17 protein-coding genes and 1 pseudogene are annotated in these 18,047 nt (G+C 60.9%); 9 read left to right on the top strand and 9 right to left on the bottom strand.

Going from position 1 to position 18,047, the window contains the following annotated elements:
- Positions 1-166: 166 nt before the first annotated feature.
- The 4 genes from OKW98_RS01230 to rep form a co-directional block, all read right to left on the bottom strand.
- Positions 167-982, bottom strand: coding sequence for a sulfite exporter TauE/SafE family protein (locus tag OKW98_RS01230; RefSeq protein WP_265387644.1), 816 nt, complete (start codon positions 980-982; stop codon positions 167-169).
- 82 nt (positions 983-1,064) lie between these two features.
- Positions 1,065-1,949, bottom strand: coding sequence for an MBL fold metallo-hydrolase (locus OKW98_RS01225; RefSeq protein ID WP_265387643.1), 885 nt, complete (start codon positions 1,947-1,949; stop codon positions 1,065-1,067).
- A gap of 131 nt (positions 1,950-2,080) precedes the next feature.
- A complete protein-coding gene (locus OKW98_RS01220) occupies positions 2,081-2,650 on the bottom strand; it encodes a xanthine phosphoribosyltransferase (RefSeq protein ID WP_065988254.1) in 570 nt (189 codons plus the stop codon).
- 39 nt (positions 2,651-2,689) lie between these two features.
- A complete protein-coding gene (gene rep / locus OKW98_RS01215; RefSeq protein WP_237250076.1) occupies positions 2,690-4,699 on the bottom strand; it encodes a DNA helicase Rep in 2,010 nt (669 codons plus the stop codon).
- Positions 4,700-4,900: 201 nt separating this feature from the next.
- Between rep and OKW98_RS01210 the strand changes: the two genes are divergently transcribed.
- Positions 4,901-6,571, top strand: a complete 1,671-nt coding sequence (locus OKW98_RS01210) for a putative bifunctional diguanylate cyclase/phosphodiesterase (RefSeq protein ID WP_265387642.1) — start codon at positions 4,901-4,903, stop codon at positions 6,569-6,571.
- 175 nt (positions 6,572-6,746) lie between these two features.
- On the opposite strand, the gene OKW98_RS01205 is transcribed toward OKW98_RS01210, so the two are convergent.
- Positions 6,747-8,129 (bottom strand): NorM family multidrug efflux MATE transporter, encoded by a 1,383-nt coding sequence (locus OKW98_RS01205; RefSeq protein WP_265389619.1) that lies wholly within the window; start codon positions 8,127-8,129, stop codon positions 6,747-6,749.
- A gap of 165 nt (positions 8,130-8,294) precedes the next feature.
- On the opposite strand from OKW98_RS01205, the gene OKW98_RS01200 reads away from it, so the two are divergent.
- On the top strand, positions 8,295-9,215 hold the full coding sequence (locus tag OKW98_RS01200; RefSeq protein WP_133773820.1) for a LysR substrate-binding domain-containing protein: 921 nt from the start codon (positions 8,295-8,297) through the stop codon (positions 9,213-9,215).
- 218 nt (positions 9,216-9,433) lie between these two features.
- Positions 9,434-11,410 carry a methyl-accepting chemotaxis protein gene (locus tag OKW98_RS01195; RefSeq protein WP_265387641.1) on the top strand — a complete coding sequence of 659 codons (1,977 nt, stop codon included), beginning with the start codon at positions 9,434-9,436 and terminating at the stop codon, positions 11,408-11,410.
- A 35-nt stretch (positions 11,411-11,445) separates the two neighbouring features.
- Here the strand turns inward: OKW98_RS01195 and OKW98_RS01190 are convergent, their stop codons facing one another.
- The 3 genes from OKW98_RS01190 to OKW98_RS01180 form a co-directional block, all read right to left on the bottom strand.
- Positions 11,446-11,730 (bottom strand): type II toxin-antitoxin system RelE/ParE family toxin, encoded by a 285-nt coding sequence (locus OKW98_RS01190; RefSeq protein WP_265387640.1) that lies wholly within the window; start codon positions 11,728-11,730, stop codon positions 11,446-11,448.
- Positions 11,717-12,016: a type II toxin-antitoxin system RelB/DinJ family antitoxin gene (locus OKW98_RS01185; protein WP_265387639.1), complete on the bottom strand. Its 300-nt coding sequence runs from the start codon at positions 12,014-12,016 to the stop codon at positions 11,717-11,719. The genes OKW98_RS01190 and OKW98_RS01185 overlap by 14 nt, the downstream gene beginning before the upstream one ends.
- 61 nt (positions 12,017-12,077) lie before the next feature.
- Complete coding sequence (locus OKW98_RS01180) at positions 12,078-13,571, bottom strand: YifB family Mg chelatase-like AAA ATPase (RefSeq protein WP_265387638.1); 1,494 nt, start codon at positions 13,569-13,571, stop codon at positions 12,078-12,080.
- Positions 13,572-13,687: 116 nt separating this feature from the next.
- Here OKW98_RS01180 and OKW98_RS01175 point away from each other — a divergent pair, with 116 nt between their 5' ends.
- Positions 13,688-14,221 (top strand): GNAT family N-acetyltransferase, encoded by a 534-nt coding sequence (locus OKW98_RS01175; protein WP_265387637.1) that lies wholly within the window; start codon positions 13,688-13,690, stop codon positions 14,219-14,221.
- An 18-nt stretch (positions 14,222-14,239) separates the two neighbouring features.
- Positions 14,240-14,392: pseudogene (locus OKW98_RS01170) on the top strand (helix-turn-helix transcriptional regulator); the annotation flags it as partial.
- A gap of 20 nt (positions 14,393-14,412) precedes the next feature.
- Here OKW98_RS01170 and OKW98_RS01165 read toward each other — a convergent pair.
- The gene (locus tag OKW98_RS01165) at positions 14,413-14,697 is read right to left on the bottom strand and encodes an accessory factor UbiK family protein (RefSeq protein WP_265387636.1); all 285 of its coding nucleotides are present in this window, start codon (positions 14,695-14,697) and stop codon (positions 14,413-14,415) included.
- A gap of 417 nt (positions 14,698-15,114) precedes the next feature.
- Here OKW98_RS01165 and glnK point away from each other — a divergent pair, with 417 nt between their 5' ends.
- The 4 genes from glnK (at position 15,115) to OKW98_RS01145 (ending at position 17,929) form a co-directional block, all read left to right on the top strand.
- The gene (gene glnK / locus OKW98_RS01160) at positions 15,115-15,453 is read left to right on the top strand and encodes a P-II family nitrogen regulator (protein ID WP_002555808.1); all 339 of its coding nucleotides are present in this window, start codon (positions 15,115-15,117) and stop codon (positions 15,451-15,453) included.
- Between the two features lie 34 nt (positions 15,454-15,487).
- Entirely contained in the window at positions 15,488-16,825 is a 1,338-nt protein-coding gene (locus OKW98_RS01155) for an ammonium transporter (RefSeq protein WP_037016614.1), read from the top strand.
- Positions 16,826-17,074: 249 nt separating this feature from the next.
- A complete protein-coding gene (locus tag OKW98_RS01150) occupies positions 17,075-17,506 on the top strand; it encodes a secondary thiamine-phosphate synthase enzyme YjbQ (RefSeq protein ID WP_265387635.1) in 432 nt (143 codons plus the stop codon).
- 93 nt (positions 17,507-17,599) lie between these two features.
- The gene (locus OKW98_RS01145) at positions 17,600-17,929 is read left to right on the top strand and encodes a hypothetical protein (protein ID WP_265387634.1); all 330 of its coding nucleotides are present in this window, start codon (positions 17,600-17,602) and stop codon (positions 17,927-17,929) included.
- Positions 17,930-18,047 lie beyond the last annotated feature (118 nt).

Genomic DNA, 18,047 nt, shown 5'->3' with positions numbered 1-18,047 from the left:
ATCGCGGGACAAGCCACGCTCCTACACTGGGATTTGTGTCCAACCCAGATGTTTGGCACGCCGCGAACCTGTAGGAGCGCGCTTGGTCTGGGCCGCATCCGGACGAACCCAGTGGGTCAGCCGACATGGATGTCCTAGACCCACCGCCTTCACGAACTGCACCCACTCAACCGAGGGTTTTGATCACCAGCAGCACGGCGGCAAAGAAGCCACTGACCGCAAACAACTGCTGCAATCTCGGGCCGGCCAGGTAACGGCTGACCTGCCTGCCGGCCATCAGTCCGGCGACGGCCCCGGCGGCGAATGGCAGACCCACCGTCCAGTGCATCGCGCCGCTGACGCTGGCGGTGATCACGCTGCCGGTCGAGACCAGTGCGATCACCGCCAGCGACGTGGCGACGATGCTCTTCATCTCGAGGTCGGTGTACCGGGTCAATGCCGGCACGATGACAAAGCCGCCACCCACACCGAGTAAACCCGATAACAGCCCGGCCAATGCGCCGGTTGCCGCCAGTGAGCGGGCGCATGGCAGCGTCCAACGCAGGCGACCCACCAGCGGATTGACCACGCAGGGCCTGAACGCGCCCCGCTCTGGCGGCTTGCCATGGCGCAGTTCGTGAGCGGCTTTGCGGTAGATCCGCCCGCACACATAAAACAGGATCACCGCAAACCCCAACGCCAGCGGCGTATTGGGCAGTTGGTGCGCCAGCCACAACCCTACCGGCGACAGCGCAATGCCTATGATCGCGATGAAAATGGCCGCGCGGTAACGGACGATGCCTTGACGCAACCCAAGCGCTGCGCCGACCGCCGAAGCCAGCCCTACGGCCAGAAGACCCACCGGCGCAGCTTCGATCATCGTCAGGCCCAGCCCGAATACCAGCAACGGCACCGCAAGAATGCCGCCACCCGCGCCTGTCAACGCCAATACAGCTCCAATGATCGTACCGAGGCCGGCTCCGATCAGTTCGTGTTCATTCATGTTAAGTGAGCAAGTCCCGTGGGTCTGTCCGGAGGTGGCTGTTCAGTATGTGAGCGCGCTGGATCGGCGCGCTCGGCGGGATTTACAGCGCATTGATCGGAACCTTCAGGTAGCGCACGCCGTTGTCTTCTGCTTCCGGCAGATTGCCGCCGCGCATGTTGATCTGCACCGAAGGCAGTATCAGCATGGGCATGTCGAGGGTGGCATCGCGCTTCTCGCGCATTTCGACAAACGCGTCCTCGTCGATGCCTTCGCGCACGTGGATGTTGCTGGCGCGTTGCTCGGCGACGGTGGTCATGAACATCAGCTCACGGCCGTTGGGCAGGTAGTCGTGGCACATGAACAGGCGTGTCTGCGGCGGCAGGCTGAGAATCCGGCCGACCGAGCGATACAGCGTGCGCGCATCGGCACCAGGGAAGTCGCAACGCGCTGTGCCGTAGTCGGGCATGAACAGCGTATCGCCGACAAACGCGACGGCTTCGTCGCCCGCTTTGATCACATACGTCATGCACGCCGGCGTATGGCCGGGGGTGTGCATCGCGCGGGCCTGCAGGGTGCCAATCTGAAAATGCGCGTCGTCTTCCAGCAGCCGGTCGAACTGGCTGCCGTCACGGGCGAAGTCGCCTTTGGCGTTAAACAGCGTGCCGAAGACTTTCTGCACGCGGGTAATGTGGCTGCCAATGGCGACGGTGCCGCCGAGCTGTTCTTTCAGGTAGGCCGCCGCCGAGACGTGATCGGCGTGGACGTGGGTTTCCAGAATCCACTGCACCGACACGCCCAGCTCGCGGACCCTGTCGACCAGCTTGTCCGCAGACTGCGTGCTGGTGCGCCCGGATTTCGGGTCGTAATCCAGCACGCTGTCGATCAGCGCAGCCTGAAGCGTGGAGAGGTCAGTGACCAGGTAACTGATGGTCGAGGTCTGCGGGTCGAAGAACGCCTCTACGCTCAGTTTTTCGCCAATGATCATGGTGCTCTCCTTTGTTGCCGGTACAGGAATGCTGCGGTGTGTCTGTGATGCGGAGGTCGACGGTTACGGCGTCTTCGCGGGCAAGCGCGCTCCTACAGGAAGTGCGGCGTACCAAATGCAGGCGTTGGGTATCAAACGAACGTCACAACGCCATCTTTCAACGACTGCACGCGTGCCAGTGACTCTACACGATAGCCCTGGCCGTCCAGCTCGGCGCGGCCGCCCTGGAACGACTTCTCGATCACGATACCCAGGCCGGCGACGGTTGCGCCCGCTTGCTTGATGATCGAGATCAGCGCCTGGGACGCCTTACCGTTCGCCAGGAAGTCGTCGATGATCAGCACCCGATCGCTGCTGTTCAGGTGACGGGTGGAGATGGCGATGGTGCTTTCGGTCTGCTTGGTAAACGAGTACACCGACGCGGAAAACATGTTTTCAGTGAGGGTCAGCGACTGATGCTTGCGCGCGAAGATCACCGGAACGCCCATCTTCAAACCGGTCATGACCGCAGGCGCGATGCCCGACGCCTCAATGGTGACGATTTTGGTGATGCCCGAGTCGGCGAACAGCGCGGCGAATTCGTCGCCGATCTGCTGCATCAGCACCGGGTCGATCTGATGGTTGAGAAACGCGTCGACCTTCAATACCTGGTCGGAAAGCACAATGCCTTCATCGCGAATTTTCTTGTGCAGTGCTTCCACGTGGGTGGTCCTCAGAGCGCAATGTGCGCGAAATGAACGTTATCTTTTCAGCATGGCGCGTATGTCCGCCAGGGCTGTATTGCCGCGTACGGCTTTGACTTCAACGGGCGTGTCATCGTTGCCTTCCCAGGCAAGATCGTCCGGCGGCAGTTCGTCGAGGAACCGGCTTGGCAGGCAATCGATGATTTCGCCGTACTGTTTGCGTTTGGCCGCAAAGGTGAACGCCAGCGTCTGCCGCGCGCGGGTAATGCCCACGTAGGCCAGGCGGCGTTCTTCTTCGATGGTGTCGGCCTCAATGCTGGAGCGGTGCGGGAGGATTTCCTCTTCCATGCCCATGATGAACACGTACGGAAACTCCAGGCCCTTGGAGGCGTGCAGCGTCATCATCTGCACGCCTTCGGCGCCGTCTTCCTCTTCCTGCTGACGTTCGAGCATGTCGCGCAGGACCAGCTTGCCGATGGCCTCCTCGATAGTCATGCCGCCTTCTTCATCCTTTTCCAGCGTGTTTTTCAACGCCTCGATCAGGAACCACACGTTGCCCATGCGGTAGTCGGCGGCCTTGTCGCTGGAGCTGTTCTGACGAATCCAGTTTTCGTAATCGATGTCCATGACCATGCTGCGCAAAGCGGCAATCGGGTCCTGCGTCGCGCATTGCTGGCGCACGCCGTCCATCCAGTGCTTGAAGCGTCTGAGGCGGTCGGTGAAGCGGGCATCCAGATGCTCGCCCAGGCCGATCTCGTCGGTCGCGGCGTACATCGACACCTTGCGCTCGGTCGAGTAGTTGCCCAGCTTTTCAAGGGTGGTCGAGCCGATTTCCCGGCGCGGGACGTTGATCACGCGCAGGAAAGCGTTGTCGTCATCCGGGTTCACCAGCAGGCGGAAGTAGGCCATCAGGTCTTTCACTTCCTGGCGTCCGAAGAAGCTGTTGCCCCCGGACAAACGATACGGAATCTGGTGGTGCTGCAGCTTCAGCTCGATCAGTTTGGCCTGATAGTTACCGCGATAGAGGATCGCAAAATCGCTGTACGGCCGGTCGGTGCGCAGGTGCAGGCTGAGGATTTCGATAGCGACGCGCTCAGCTTCGGCGTCCTCGTTCTTGCAGCGAATCACACGGATTTCGTCACCGTGGCCCATCTCGCTCCACAGCTGTTTTTCGAACGCATGGGGGTTGTTGGCGATCAGCACGTTGGCGCAGCGCAAGATGCGGCTGGTGGAGCGGTAGTTCTGCTCCAGCATCACCACTTTCAACGACGGGTAGTCGTCCTTGAGCAGCATCAGGTTTTCAGGTCGCGCGCCGCGCCAGGCGTAGATCGACTGGTCGTCGTCGCCCACGACCGTGAACTGGCAGCGCGTGCCGATGAGCATCTTCACCAGCAGGTACTGGCTGGCGTTGGTGTCCTGGTATTCGTCGACGAGCAGGTAGCGCACCTTGTGCTGCCACTTTTCAAGAATGTCGGCGTGCTCCTCGAACAGCTTCACCGGCAGCAGAATCAAGTCGTCGAAATCCACCGCGTTGTACGCCTTCAGCGTGCGCTGGTAGTGGCTGTAGACGATGGCGGCGGTCTGCTCCTTGGGATTGCGCGAATTGGCGAGGGCCTCGGGCGGCAGAATCAGTTCGTTTTTCCAGGCGCCGATCATGTTCTTGATCTCGTCGACGCCGTCGTCGCCCGAGTATTCCTTCTGCATGATGTCCGTCATCAGCGCTTTGACGTCGGTCTCGTCGAAGATCGAGAAACCGGGCTTGTAGCCCAACCGGGTGTGTTCCTTGCGGATGATGTTCAGGCCCAGGTTGTGGAACGTCGAAACGGTCAGGCCCCGCCCTTCGCCGCTGCGCAGAAGCGTCCCGACGCGCTCTTTCATCTCCCGCGCCGCCTTGTTGGTAAAGGTCATGGCGACGATGTACTGGGCACGGATGCCGCAGTTCTGGATGAGGTGGGCAATCTTGCGTGTGATCACGCTGGTCTTGCCGGAGCCAGCGCCAGCGAGCACCAAAAGAGGGCCGCCGACGTAGTTCACGGCTTCCTGTTGCCGGGGATTGAGTCGGGACATGGGGAAAAATGGGGTCGCCTGGAAAAGGGCGGGCATTTTAACAGGGTCAGCGGATTGTGCAGCCACCGTCCGACACTGTGATTCGCCGCGCTATCTATATTTCGCCGTTTTGTTACATTTGCGTATTGCGGATGATTCTCGCGTTTGACCACCCTCATTCGGGGGTGCGCCAAGGTCTTTACGTTTGTGTGGGGAGTTAGCTTGTCTACGCCTGTCGAACCCTTGCGTTTGCTGCTTCTGGCGGACTCGCCCGAATGGCCGGCATCGTTGCGCGAGTGCCTGGCACCGATCGGAGACGCCGCCGTCCTTGACTGCGCGCCCAGCTGGGCTGCCGCTGGCGATCAAATAGACCTCGCCGTCCCCGGAATCCTTTTCACCACCGAAGCCCTTCAGCCCGCCGCCGGCCAATGCCGCTGGCCCACCGTATTGCTTTTCGAGACAGAGCCGGACGAAGAGCCTGTCGGCGTCAGCGATTGGCTGGTGCGCGACGCCCTTACCCCGCAAGCCTTGCGCCGCTGTCTACGTCATGTGCGCGAACGGGGCGTGCTGGAAACCACGCTCAATCGCCTCGCCGAGCAGGATCCTCTCACCGGCATCGCCAATCGACAGGGCTTTCAGACGCTGTTGGCCGCCCGGCTGGCCGAGTTCGATGGTCGTGGCCTGGCGCTTGGGCATCTGGATCTGGACAACTTCCGGCGCGCCAACGACGCGCTGGGTCATCAGGCGGGCGATCGACTGATTCTGCAAGTGGTCGCCCGGCTGAGAGGTCAACTGGAGGCGTGCGATCAACTGGCGCGATTGGGCAGCGATGAATTCGCCCTGCTGATCGACACTCGACGCGCCCCTGAACGCGCAGAGTCCATTGCCGAGCGCATCACCGAAGCCTTGTCCGAGCCGTATTGGATCGATGGTGAAAGCCTGTTGATCGGGTGCAGTCTGGGCATCGCCTATGCGCGCCTCAACGGCGGCGCCGATCCGTTGATGTGGCATGCACACATCGCCATGCAACAGGCCAAGGGCACCCATGGCTGTACCTTTCACGTCTTCAACGAACGCATCAACCGCAACGCCCGCAGCCTCGCCGACCTGGAAAGTGAATTGCGCAGGGCCTTGCGTCGCGACGAGTTTGAGCTGCATTACCAGCCGCGCCTGTGTCTGAACACCGGGCACATTCTGGGGCTGGAAGCACTGGTGCGCTGGCGTCACGCCGAGCGCGGGCTGTTGCCGCCGAGTGAGTTCGTGCCGCTGGCCGAGCAAAGCGGGCTGATCGTGCCGCTGGGTTATTGGGTTATTGCCCGGGCCCTTCGTGACATGCAGACGCTGCGCGAGAAAGGCGTGCCACCGCTGCACATGGCGATCAACCTTTCATTCCGTCAATTCCAGGACAACCAGTTGCTCGCAACGCTCAGCCGCTTGATCGCCGATCGCGGCATTGACGCGCAGTGGCTGGAATTTGAACTGACCGAAACAGCCGTCATGCGCCGCAGTGATCTGGTCAAGCAGACCATGGACGCCCTGGGCCGGCTGGGTGTGCGCTTCTCGCTGGATGATTTCGGCACCGGTTTTTCATCTTTCGTGCACCTCAACAGCCTGCCCATCACGCTGCTGAAGATCGACAAGAGCTTTGTCGGTGAAATGGAGCAGCGCGAGGAAAACCGCAAGCTGGTCCACGCGATGATCAACCTGGCCCACAACCTCAGCCTCGAAGTGGTGGCCGAAGGCGTCGAAACCCCCGAGCAACTGGCTTTGCTGCGCAGCTTCAACTGCGATCAGGCTCAGGGCTTTCTCATCAGCCACCCGCTGGCGCTGCCGGAGCTGATGAATTATCTGGCGATGGATCAGGTGCAGAGAAAGGGATTGCAGGGGATTTAAAGAGTGGTAGTGCAAAACCCGTAGGAGCGTGGCTTGTCCCGCGATCGGCTGCGCAGCAGTCGTAAATCTGACGACTCCGTTTGTCCTGATGCACCGCGTTCGCTTGTTTGCTGCCGCTGCGCGGCAGATCGCGGGACAAGCCACGCTCCTACCATTTGACCAACGCCATCACTGCCTATCCCATCACCACAACGCCCGTCGCCTCTTTGCGTAACAGCCGCGCAGTCTTGCGCTCGAACGCCCAGGTCAGTGCCACCGCTGAGCAGAGCAGGCCGATCGCCAATCCCCACCAGACGCCTACCGCCCCCTGGTTCGCCAGAAACCCGAGGCCCCACGCCAAGGGCGCGCCGACCACCCAGTAACTCGCCAAGCCGATCAGGAACGTGGTTTTCGCGTCCTTGAATCCCCGAATCGCACCCATGGCGATGGTCTGCGTGCCATCGAGAATCTCGAACCAGGCGGCGATGGCCAGCAGCTTCACCGCCAGCTCGACGACGCCTTGGTATTTCGGATCGTTGACGTCCACGAACAGGCCGATGACGGCGTGGGGCGCGACCCAGAACAGAATGCCGAACGACAGCATCAGCAGTCCGCCGAAACCAATCCCCATGCGTCCGGCGGTGCGCGCCAGCAGCAGGTTGCCGGCCCCGTAATGCAAACCGATTCGCATGGTCACTGCGTAGGAAATCCCGACCGGCACCATGAACGCCATCGACACCGATTGCAGGGCGATCTGATGCGCGGCCATCTGGGTGCTGCCCATGGCGCCCATGCAGAACGCCGCAAAGGTGAACAGCCCGACTTCCACCGCATACGTGCCGCCAATGGGCAGGCCCAGACGCCACAGCTCTTTCAGGCAACTGCGCGAGAGCTTCATCAGTTCTTTGTGAAGGGGATACGCCGCGTAGGCGCTGTGATAACGAATGTGCAGGGCCAGGGCAAAGGCCATGGCATTGGTAACAATGGCCGTGACCAGACCAATCCCCATCAGGCCCCAGTGCGGCAGGCCGAACAGCCCGTGGATAAACGCATAATTGAGTCCGAAGTTCAGCGCCACTCCGACCAGGCTGATCACCATTACCGGGGTCGCACGCCCCAATGCGCTGGTGAATCCGCGCAGTGCCATGAAGCTCAACAGGCCGGGCAGCGCCAATGGCAGGGTGATCAGGAATTCACTGGCCATGTGCACGTTGGCTTCGTCCTGCCCGAATTGCAGAAGGATTGGCTCCAGGTTCCACAGGATCAGCGCGGCAATCAGCGCCATGCCCCATGCCAGCCACAAACCGGCCTGGGTCAGACGGGTGACGCCAGCGTGATCATTCGCGCCCTTGCGGATCGCGACCAATGTACCGACCGCTGCCATGACACCGACGCAGAAGAACGACACGAAGTTGTAGCTCGCCGCGCCCAGCCCGCCACCGGCGAGGGATTCCGGTCCCAGCTTGCCCATCATCACGGTGTCGGTGAACACCATCAGCATGTGCGCCATCTGCGAAGCTATCAGCGGCGCGGCCAGACGCAGGATGATCCACAGTTCTTTGAAGGCGTACTGGTGCATGGTCTTTGCGCTCGGGTTTTCGGGTGTTGGCAGGCCGGTCATTGTGGGGATTCAGGCGGGGATGCACAAAGGGATAAATCCGATCATTGGCATGAGTAAAACTCATTCTGGGGTTTCTGAAGTAGAGTGACGGCAGTTGTCCGACTGCTTGAGGAATTCCCGCCGATGTCTCGCACGCTTCCGCCTCTGTATGCCCTGCGCGCGTTCGAAGCCGCTGCGCGACACAGCTCGTTCACGCGCGCCGCTGAAGAGCTGTCGATCACCCAAAGCGCGGTCAGTCGGCATATCCGCACGCTGGAAGAGCATTTTGCCTGCCGTCTGTTTCGCCGCAACGGTCGCAATCTGCAGCTCACCGAGGCCGCGCGGGAATTACTGCCGGGCGTGCGTGAAGGCTTTTCAGCCCTGGAGCGAGCGTGCAGCGCGTTGATGGCGGAGGAGGGCATCTTGCGCATGAAGGCCCCTTCGACCCTGACCATGCGCTGGTTGCTGGCGCGGCTGAGTCGTTTTCGCCACCTGCAGGTGGGCAACGAGGTGCAACTGACCAGTGCGTGGATGGACATCGACAGCGTGGACTTCACCCAGGAGCCGTTCGATTGCGCGGTGCTGCTCAGCCATGGGCACTTTCCGCCGGAGTGGGAGGCGACGTACTTGTTCCCGGAATGGCTGATTCCCGTGGGCGCGCCGACGCTGCTGGATGACGCGCCGTGGGATGCCGAGCGCCTGGCCGGCGCCGAACTGTTGCACCCCACGCCCGACCGTCGCGACTGGCGCCGATGGCTGGAGCGCATGGACTTGTCTGATCGGGTCTCGCTCAAGGGCGGGCAGGTCTTCGACACGCTGGAGCTGGGCATGATCGCTGCGGCCCGGGGTTACGGCGTTTCCATGGGCGATCTGCTGATGGTGGCCGAGGACGTCGCTCAGGGCCGACTCAGCCTGCCGTGGCGCACGGCGGTGGTCAGTGGCGAAAACTACTACCTCGTCTGGCCCAAGACCCGTCCGGGCGGCGAGCGTATGCGCCGGCTGAGCGACTTTTTGCAGGGCGAAGTGCAGGCGATGGAATTGCCGGACGTGACGATTCTGGAGTGAGCCGTAGAACGCTGCATCACCGAAGGAGGACGCGAGACCGCCAAAAAGAGAATTAATTCCGTCCTGAAACGGCGTAGGACTTAAGTTTTTCGTTTGCCGGCCGAATTGGTATTGCAGAGCCGTTTCACCTCAATCGGTTCATCGATTCCCTCTATTAAAATTCGTCCGAATGGTGTCCTGAGATCCAGGACGGCCCAGTCGTTCGGCAAGGAGCCCCAATGCCTCAGCCTCGCGCCCGAATTGCTTCGCAACTCGGCATTGCCCTGGCCGTTATTCTGGCCGTCGTCATCAGCGGCAGCACCCTGTTCGCCCTGCGCTCACTGGACGCGGCAAACCTGGTCATCCGTGAAGAGCACATGGGCAGCGAAGCTCGTTTGCTCGCCGACCAGTTGAACACTTTTCACAGCACGTTGCGTGACAGCACCCTGCGTCTGAGCGGCCTGTTCGAGAAGCGCTTTTCGGGCGGCCTGAGCCTGCAGGGCGATCAGCAGGTTGCGGTCGCGGGCGTGCAGACCCCTGCGTTGCTGCTCAACGGCAACGCGCTGAACAACGACTTCACTGAAGTCGACGACTTCAAAAACATGACTGCCGGCGTGGCGACGGTCTTCGTGCGCAGCGGCGACGACTTCGTGCGCGTCAGCACTTCCCTGAGCAAGCAGGACGGCTCGCGGGCCCTCGGGACCTCGCTGGATCACAAGCATCCGGCTTATGAAAAGCTCCTCGCCGGTCAGGGATACGTCGGTCGCGCGCTGTTGTTTGATCGTCTGTACATGACTCAATACAGCCCCGTGCGTGACGCCAGCGGCAAGGTCATCGCCGTGCTGTTTGTTGGCTTCGACTACACCGACGCGCAGAAGGCGCAGTTCGACAACCTGAAGAACTTCCGCATCGGTTCCACCGGCTCGCTGGCCCTGCTCGATGAGCAGAACAAATGGCTGGTGCCGCCTGCGGGCGTGAAGGACCTGGATCAGGCGAGCACCACGCTGGCCGAGTTCGCCAAGACGCCGAGCGTTGGCCGTTTCTGGCAGGACGCCGGTGAAGATTTCTACACCGTCGGCGAGAAGTTTGCCGGCGGCCCGTGGACGGTTCTGGCGACGATGCCCAAGGATGAAATCAGCGCAGTGACCTGGAGCGTCGGCACGCAACTGGCTATCGGCAGCCTGCTGGCAATGCTGATTGCTGTCGGCGCCGCGATCTGGCTGTTGCGCAGCAAGCTGCGGCCGCTGTCGGCGTTGGTCAGTCAGGCAGAAGCCCTCGGCGCAGGTGATCTGAGCGTGCGTCTGAACATTTCCAGCCATGATGAAATTGGTCAGTTGGCAGGCAGTTTCAACAAGATGGGCCAGGCGCTGGAAACCATGGTGTCCCACATCCGCACGGCCGCGCTGGAAGTGAGTAGCCGTGCGAACGCACTTTCCGGCTTGTCGGGCGGCGCTTATGACGGGATGGAGCAGCAATCCGGCGAAATCACCAGTATGGCTGGTGCAGTGGAGGAGTTCAGCGCCACGGCCCTGACCATCGCCGACAACATGGGCACCACACAGCGCATGGCGCAGGGCAATGCCCAGCAGACGCGCATCGGCCGTACGTCGATGGAGGAGGCGTCGGCCTCGCTGGAGCAAATCGCAGGCTCGCTGAGCAGCACTGCGACGGTGATCGATACCTTGGGCCAGCGCTCGCAAGAGATCGGCGGGATCGTCAGCGTCATCACCTCGATCGCCGAGCAGACCAACCTCCTGGCGCTCAACGCAGCGATCGAAGCCGCACGCGCCGGGGAGCAAGGCCGAGGTTTTGCGGTGGTAGCAGATGAAGTCCGCAGCTTGGCATCACGTACGCGTCAGGCCACCGATGAAATTTCCGGCATGATCAGCAGCATCCAGCAAGAGACCAGCAATGCCATCAACACCATGCAGCAAGGCAACGCGCTGATGCAGGAAGGCCTGTCGCGCAACGCCAAAGTCGCGGCAGCGCTGGCCCAGATCGACGAACAGAGCCGCTCGGCCGGCGAGCAATTCACGTCGATCACCACCGCGACCCAAGAGCAGAGCAACACCGCAACGCTGCTCAGCGCCAACCTGCAAAGCATCGCCCTGGCGAACAGCGAGCAACGCGAAGTCGTGTCCAACCTGGCGATTACGGCTCAAGAGCTGAACGCCGTGGCGGCTGACTTGCAGAAGGAAGTCGATCGGTTTCGGTGAGGCGGGAGGACTGGTGGCGCTTGAGGGTGCACCGATCAGGCATTCGGGGGCCACTGTTGTGCGGCATGTAAAACCCGAAGAATGAGAAGGGTCGTGGGGGTTTCGGCATACACCACCAAGTAGTTCGGAGCCACTACGATCTCCCTGGTTCCCGCTTCCCGCCCGGCTTTATAAAGCCTTGGATGGCGAGGGAGGTGGCCGATGCGAACATCGATCTCCTCCTTCAAGCGCCACGCTGCTTTGGCGTCATGGCCGGCGACGTATTCAAGGATCGCCAGCAAATCGTCCCTGGCATACTTGCTCCATTCAATTGTCAGCACCGCGCTTCCTATCAAGTAATTCGGTGGCGGCAGCCATGACATCCTCGTGCGAGTGCGTCGGCCCCGAGTCCTCCATGGCTTCACGCACCTTGGCCCTGAACCATTGATCGTAAGCGTCCGGGTGTGCGCCGAGGCCTGCAGGTAAACCACCTTCGCGGACTACCCGAGTGAGCAAAATACGCACTGCATCGGAAATGGTGAGGCCGAAGTTGGCCAAGGTCTCCGATGCCTGGTTTTTAAGTGCCTGATCAATCCTCACATGTAGCATTGAAGTTTGGGTTGTCATGAGGACTACTCCTGAAAAAGATCACTATGTATCTCATTTGAGATACGCGCAACGGAGATCTTTAATTCGACGAAGGCCGATACTGCAAAGCCTCAGCAATGTGGCATCGGGCGATTGCGTCCACCTTCTCCAGATCAGCCAGCGTGCGCGCGACTTTCAGCAGGCGGTGGGCGGCGCGCAGAGACAAGTTCAGGCGTTCGCAGGCGTTCTCGAGCCAGGCTTCGTCTTCCGGCAACAGCGCGCAGTGCTGACGCAGCGCAGGAAGATCAAGAAATGCATTGGCGCAGCCCTGACGTCGTTGTTGGCGCTGGCGTGCATCGGATACCACCTCCGCTGCGCTGGCGCTTTCACCCTTGCAGTCGGGCGTGGCCGCTAAAGACGTGGTTTCGCGGGCGACCGTCAGGTGCAGGTCAATCCGGTCGAGCAATGGGCCGGACAGCTTGTTGCGGTAACGCTGAATCTGATCGGTTGAGCAACGGCAGCGCCCGGTTGGCTCGCCGTGATAACCGCACGGGCAGGGGTTCATCGCCGCGACCAGTTGAAAGCGCGCCGGAAAGCGCACCCGATCCCGCGCCCGGGAAATCACGATGTGGCCAGACTCGAGGGGCTCGCGCAGGACCTCCAGCACACGTCGATCAAACTCCGGAAGCTCGTCCAGAAACAGCACGCCGTGGTGCGCGAGGGTGATTTCTCCAGGTTGCGGGCGACTGCCACCCCCAACCAGCGCAGGACCTGATGCCGAGTGATGAGGCTGGCGGAAAGGGCGCTGGGGCCAACTGGTCAGCGGCGCGTGACTGGCGACCGACTGAATCGCCGCCACCTCCAGCGCTTCGAGCTCATCCAGCGGCGGCAATAGCCCGGGCAAACGGCTCGCGAGCAGCGTTTTACCGGTGCCGGGAGGACCGCTGAAAAGCAGGTTATGCGCGCCAGCTGCGGCCACCAGCAACGCGCGTTTGGCAGCGATCTGGCCTTGCACCTCACTCAAGTCGGGATAAGGCTGCGTCTGCAGGATCAGGCCATTGGATTTATAGGGCGAGATAACCGTGTGTCCATTCAGGTGCGACACCAGCTCCAGCAGATGACTGACCGCGATCACCTTCAGGCCTGACGCCAGACACGCTTCCTCGGCATTCACCGCCGGCACGATCAGCGTGTGGCCCGCCTCACGCGCAGCCAGTGCCGCCGGGAGCACCCCCTGCACGGGCCGAATCGCTCCCGACAACGCCAGCTCCCCCAGGCATTCGATGCCCTCCAGCGCAAGGGTCGGCACCTGCGCGCTGGCGGCCAGCAAGCCAAGCGCGATGGCAAGATCGAAGCGTCCGCCGTCCTTGGGCAAATCGGCAGGCGCCAGATTCAAGGTGATGCGCCGCGCCGGGAATTCCAGCCGACAGTTGAGGATCGCACTGCGCACCCGATCCTTGCTTTCCTTCACCGCACCTTCCGGCAGACCCACCAGCGTCAGGCTGGGCAACCCATTGGCGAGATGGGTTTCGACGGTCACGGCAGGCGCTTCAACGCCAACTTGGGCACGGCTCAGAACGATCGCGAGGGACATGTCTTTCCTTGAAGGCAGCACCGCTTCCTGCGGCGAGCTTAAGGATAGTCATTGCTCCAACGCGTGCCCCCATGCATGTTCTACGGCATGTGTATGAATGGAAGGAGGGAGGAGTGATGACCAGTAATGGAGAAGGGCCCGTGCATCCAGGGGAAATTCCAAGCGAGGAGTTTCTCGAGCCGTTGGCCACTAAGGTGACGTTCGCCGGGGCCCGAGCCTGTGACTTCGAGGCGCTTGTTGCCATCCGGATCGACGCCATGCGTGAGAGTCTTGAGCGCATTGGTCGATTTGATCCCGTGCGCGCCCGAAAGCGTTTTCGTGAAGGCTTTTCCCCCGAGTTTACTCGTCACGTTTTGGTTGCCGGAAAGCGGGTGGGTTTTGTCGTGGTCAAGCCGCGTATCGACGGACTGTTGCTCGATCACCTCTACATCAAGCCAGGCGCACAAGGATCAGGAATAGGTTCGATTGTCCTTCGTCAGATCTTTACGGAAACAGATGCGGCGGCACTGACGTTATACGTTGGGGCTCTGAAGGAAAGCGCTTCAAATCGGTTCTACACTCGTCATGGTTTTCAGTTCGTCGAAGCTGGCGAATTTGATAATTATTATGCTCGGCACGCTGCTCAAGGCTGCCCGTCAGTGGGTAACTGAACAAATCCTTCATAGGACAGCGCCGACATGGCGTTACGGCTGGCGCCCGGTTTTGAGATCACTCCGGAGTTCTGGCTGAACTTGCAACTTACCTACGACCTGCGCAAAGCAGAGATCGAGCGAGGGCAGGCCATCAAGGCCCAGGTTCAGCGCATTGCGCACTGCGCCTGAGCACCGTCAGGGTTCAACGCTCAATCGTGTTGCTCAGCCCCTGACGCTTTTGATTGCGTGGCCAACTGCGCTTCCATTTCCGCCATCTTCGCTTCCAGTGCCTCAAGTCGGGCGCGGGTGCGGGCGAGGACGATCATCTGGCTGTCGAATTCTTCCCGGCTGACCAAGTCCAGCTTGCTGAAGCCGCTCTGCAGCAGCGCCTTGAACTGGGTTTCGAATTCGCTGCGGGGAACCGGGGTTTCGCCGTTGAACAGGCGGGAAGCGTGACCGCTCAGGGCATCGAGAAAAGCTTTGGGGGCGAGCATGATGAAATTCCGGAATCAGATGGGACGAGTGTAGCACGCAGCTTTTGGGCGCTTGGAGCTAGGTATGCGCTGCACGCTTTTCGCGCATGGCCCCGGGCGCGCGCGCACCGTTGTTGTGCGGTGATGGCAATCGACGACTACGCTGAAGCATGAATCATCGGTAGAAGTGCCGAAATTCACGCCGATCGATGAGATGGCAAGCTTTCTGCTTAGTGGCTTGTAACCCATGCACTGATGCAGTCGCTGTAGACGAATGCAGTGCGGCAGGCGGAGCGGGGAATGTTTCGTCAGAAGCGGTTTTCTGGAGTTGGTCAGGTCTGATTCGGACCACGACGCGTTACAAAGCCAGGCACTGCGCTTAGACTTGAGTCGGGTTTGTTTTCCTGGGGCAAGTCCACCAATTCGGGAGAAAGTTTCATGAAGCTAGTCACTGCCATCATCAAGCCGTTCAAGCTGGACGACGTACGCGAGTCGCTGTCCGAAATCGGCGTGCAGGGCATCACGGTCACTGAAGTCAAAGGCTTCGGCCGTCAGAAAGGCCACACCGAGCTGTATCGCGGTGCGGAGTATGTAGTCGACTTCCTCCCCAAAGTGAAGATCGATGTTGCGATCGACGACAAGGATCTGGACCGCGTTATCGAAGCGATAACCAAAGCGGCCAACACCGGCAAGATCGGTGACGGCAAGATCTTCGTGGTCAATCTGGAACAGGCCATCCGCATCCGTACCGGCGAAACCGATACCGACGCAATCTAAGCCGCCAAACCCCAACGCCCCAGGAGAAAACAATATGACTCTGCGTCAATTCGCAGGGCTAGGAGCCCTGTTGTCCCTCGTAACCCCTGGCTTGGCCATGGCGGCAGACGAAGTGGCAGCCCCTGTACTCAATTCCGGCGACACCGCCTGGATGCTGACCTCCACCGCGCTGGTGCTGTTCATGACCATCCCCGGTCTGGCGCTGTTCTACGGCGGCATGGTCCGCTCGAAAAACATTCTTTCCGTGATGATGCAGTGCTTCGCCATTACCGGCCTGATCAGCATCCTGTGGGTCGTTTACGGCTACAGCATGGCGTTCGACACCACCGGGATGGAAGCCAACGTCGTCAACTTCAACTCCTTCGTCGGCGGTTTGTCGAAGGCGTTCCTGGCAGGCATCACCCCAGCGAGCATTACTGGTCCTGCGGCGCTGTTCCCGGAAGCCGTCTTCGTGACCTTCCAGATGACCTTCGCCATCATCACCCCGGCCCTGATCGTCGGCGCTTTCGCAGAACGCATGAAGTTCTCCGCGATGCTGATCTTCATGGCGATCTGGTTCACCCTGGTTTACGCGCCAATCGCGCACATGGTCTGGAGCGGCGTCGGTGGTCTGTTGTGGGACTGGGGCGTTCTCGACTTCGCGGGCGGCACCGTTGTTCACATCAACGCCGGTGTGGCTGGCCTCGTAGCGTGCCTGGTACTCGGCAAGCGTAAAGGTTTCCCGACCACTCCGATGGCTCCGCACAATCTGGGTTACACCCTGGTAGGCGCGGCCATGCTCTGGGTGGGCTGGTTCGGCTTCAACGCAGGTTCCGCGGCTGCGGCCAACGGCACCGCCGGTATGGCCATGCTGGTCACCCAGATCGCTACCGCTGCTGCAGCGCTGGGCTGGATGTTCGCCGAGTGGCTGACCCACGGTAAGCCAAGCGCTCTGGGCATCGCCTCGGGTGTGGTTGCCGGTCTGGTTGCGGTTACGCCGGCTGCCGGTACTGTTGGCCCAATGGGCGGCCTGATCATCGGTCTGGCGGCAGGCGTGGTCTGCTTCTTCTGCGCCACCAGCCTGAAACGCAAACTGGGCTACGACGACTCCCTGGATGCCTTCGGCGTTCACGGTATCGGCGGTATCCTCGGCGCGATCCTGACCGGCGTGTTCGCGGCACCTTCGCTGGGCGGCTTCGGCACCGTGACCGACATCGCGGCACAAGTCTGGATTCAGTGCAAAGGCGTCGGCTTCACGGTCATCTACACCGCGATCGTGACCTTCATCATTCTCAAGGTGCTCGACATGGTCATGGGCCTGCGTGTCACCGAAGAAGAAGAAGCGGTCGGCCTGGATCTGGCGCAACACAACGAACGTGGCTACAACTTGTAATCCACCCATCAAAAAATGCCCGGGTCTCCGGGCATTTTTTTGTCTGGCGTTTGTCGATAGGGATGTCGGCACAGGGGGCAGGGGTTCCAGGCAGGAGCATCCGCTGCCATGTCCGGACAAACCTGACGATTCTGGACGCTTGTAAGGGCATAAATGCCCTTGTTCAGCGCTCGTGAAAATCGTCGCTCATTACCCACTTTGTTTTTTTTTCCAGCGCGTTAGAATGCGCGCCGAAGGGCGGAGAACGGTATGTGGCAACAGACCTTGATCACGCTGCGGGCAAGGCCTCGCGGTTTCCATCTGGTGACTGACGAGATCGTCGCGGGCCTTCGCGAATTACGCGAATGCCGCATCGGCCTGCTGCATATCTGGTTGCAACACACCTCGGCCTCGCTGACCGTCAACGAGAACGCCGACCCGGCGGTACGTCGCGACTTCGAGCGTTTCTTCAGCCGTCTGGTGCCTCAGGGGCGCGACGGCTATGAGCATGACGACGAAGGGCCCGATGATCTGCCTGCGCATTTCAAAGCCAGTCTACTTGGCTGCCAGCTGACATTGCCGGTAACAAATGGACAGCTGGCGTTGGGCACATGGCAAGGTATTTATCTGGGCGAGCACCGCGATGCTGGCGGTGCCAGTAAGGTGCTCGTCACGCTTCAGGGTGAGGGGCACGACCGCTAAGGGTACGCGGTAGTTGAATTTTTTCCGGCTGCCCAAGAAATCAAGCCCGGCTGGGCTATAACTAATCTGCTTTCGCAAGTCATGAGGTAGAACATGAGCGACGACGACATCGAAGAAGGTCTGGAAGACGAGCTGGAAGACGAGGAGGGCGGCGAGGGCCTCGCTGCGGCTTCCGATGAAGATGCAGTGGAGGTCGACGACAGCGCTGAAGCCTCTGCGACTCCGGCCAAAGGCAAGGCCAAGGCCGCCGTCTCGGTTGACGAATTGCCCAGCGTGGAAGCCAAAAATAAAGAGCGTGATGCTCTGGCTCGCGCGATGGAAGAATTCCTCTCTCGCGGTGGGAAGGTCGTGGAAGTGGAGGCCAATGTGGTCGCCGACCCGCCCAAGAAGCCCGACAACAAGTACGGCAGCCGTCCTATCTAACGGATTGGCTGTTCGCTTGATGAAAAACCCGCTGTCGCTGCGGGTTTTTTGTTGCCTGCGATTCGGGTCGTTTAGTGGGTCAGGCACTGGCGTCGGGCAATGCTGCAGGAGCGGCGTT

Origin of the sequence: Pseudomonas sp. KU26590 (assembly GCF_026153515.1) — a bacterium.
Classification (GTDB): domain Bacteria; phylum Pseudomonadota; class Gammaproteobacteria; order Pseudomonadales; family Pseudomonadaceae; genus Aquipseudomonas.
This window is presented reverse-complemented; position numbering and strand designations above follow the sequence as displayed.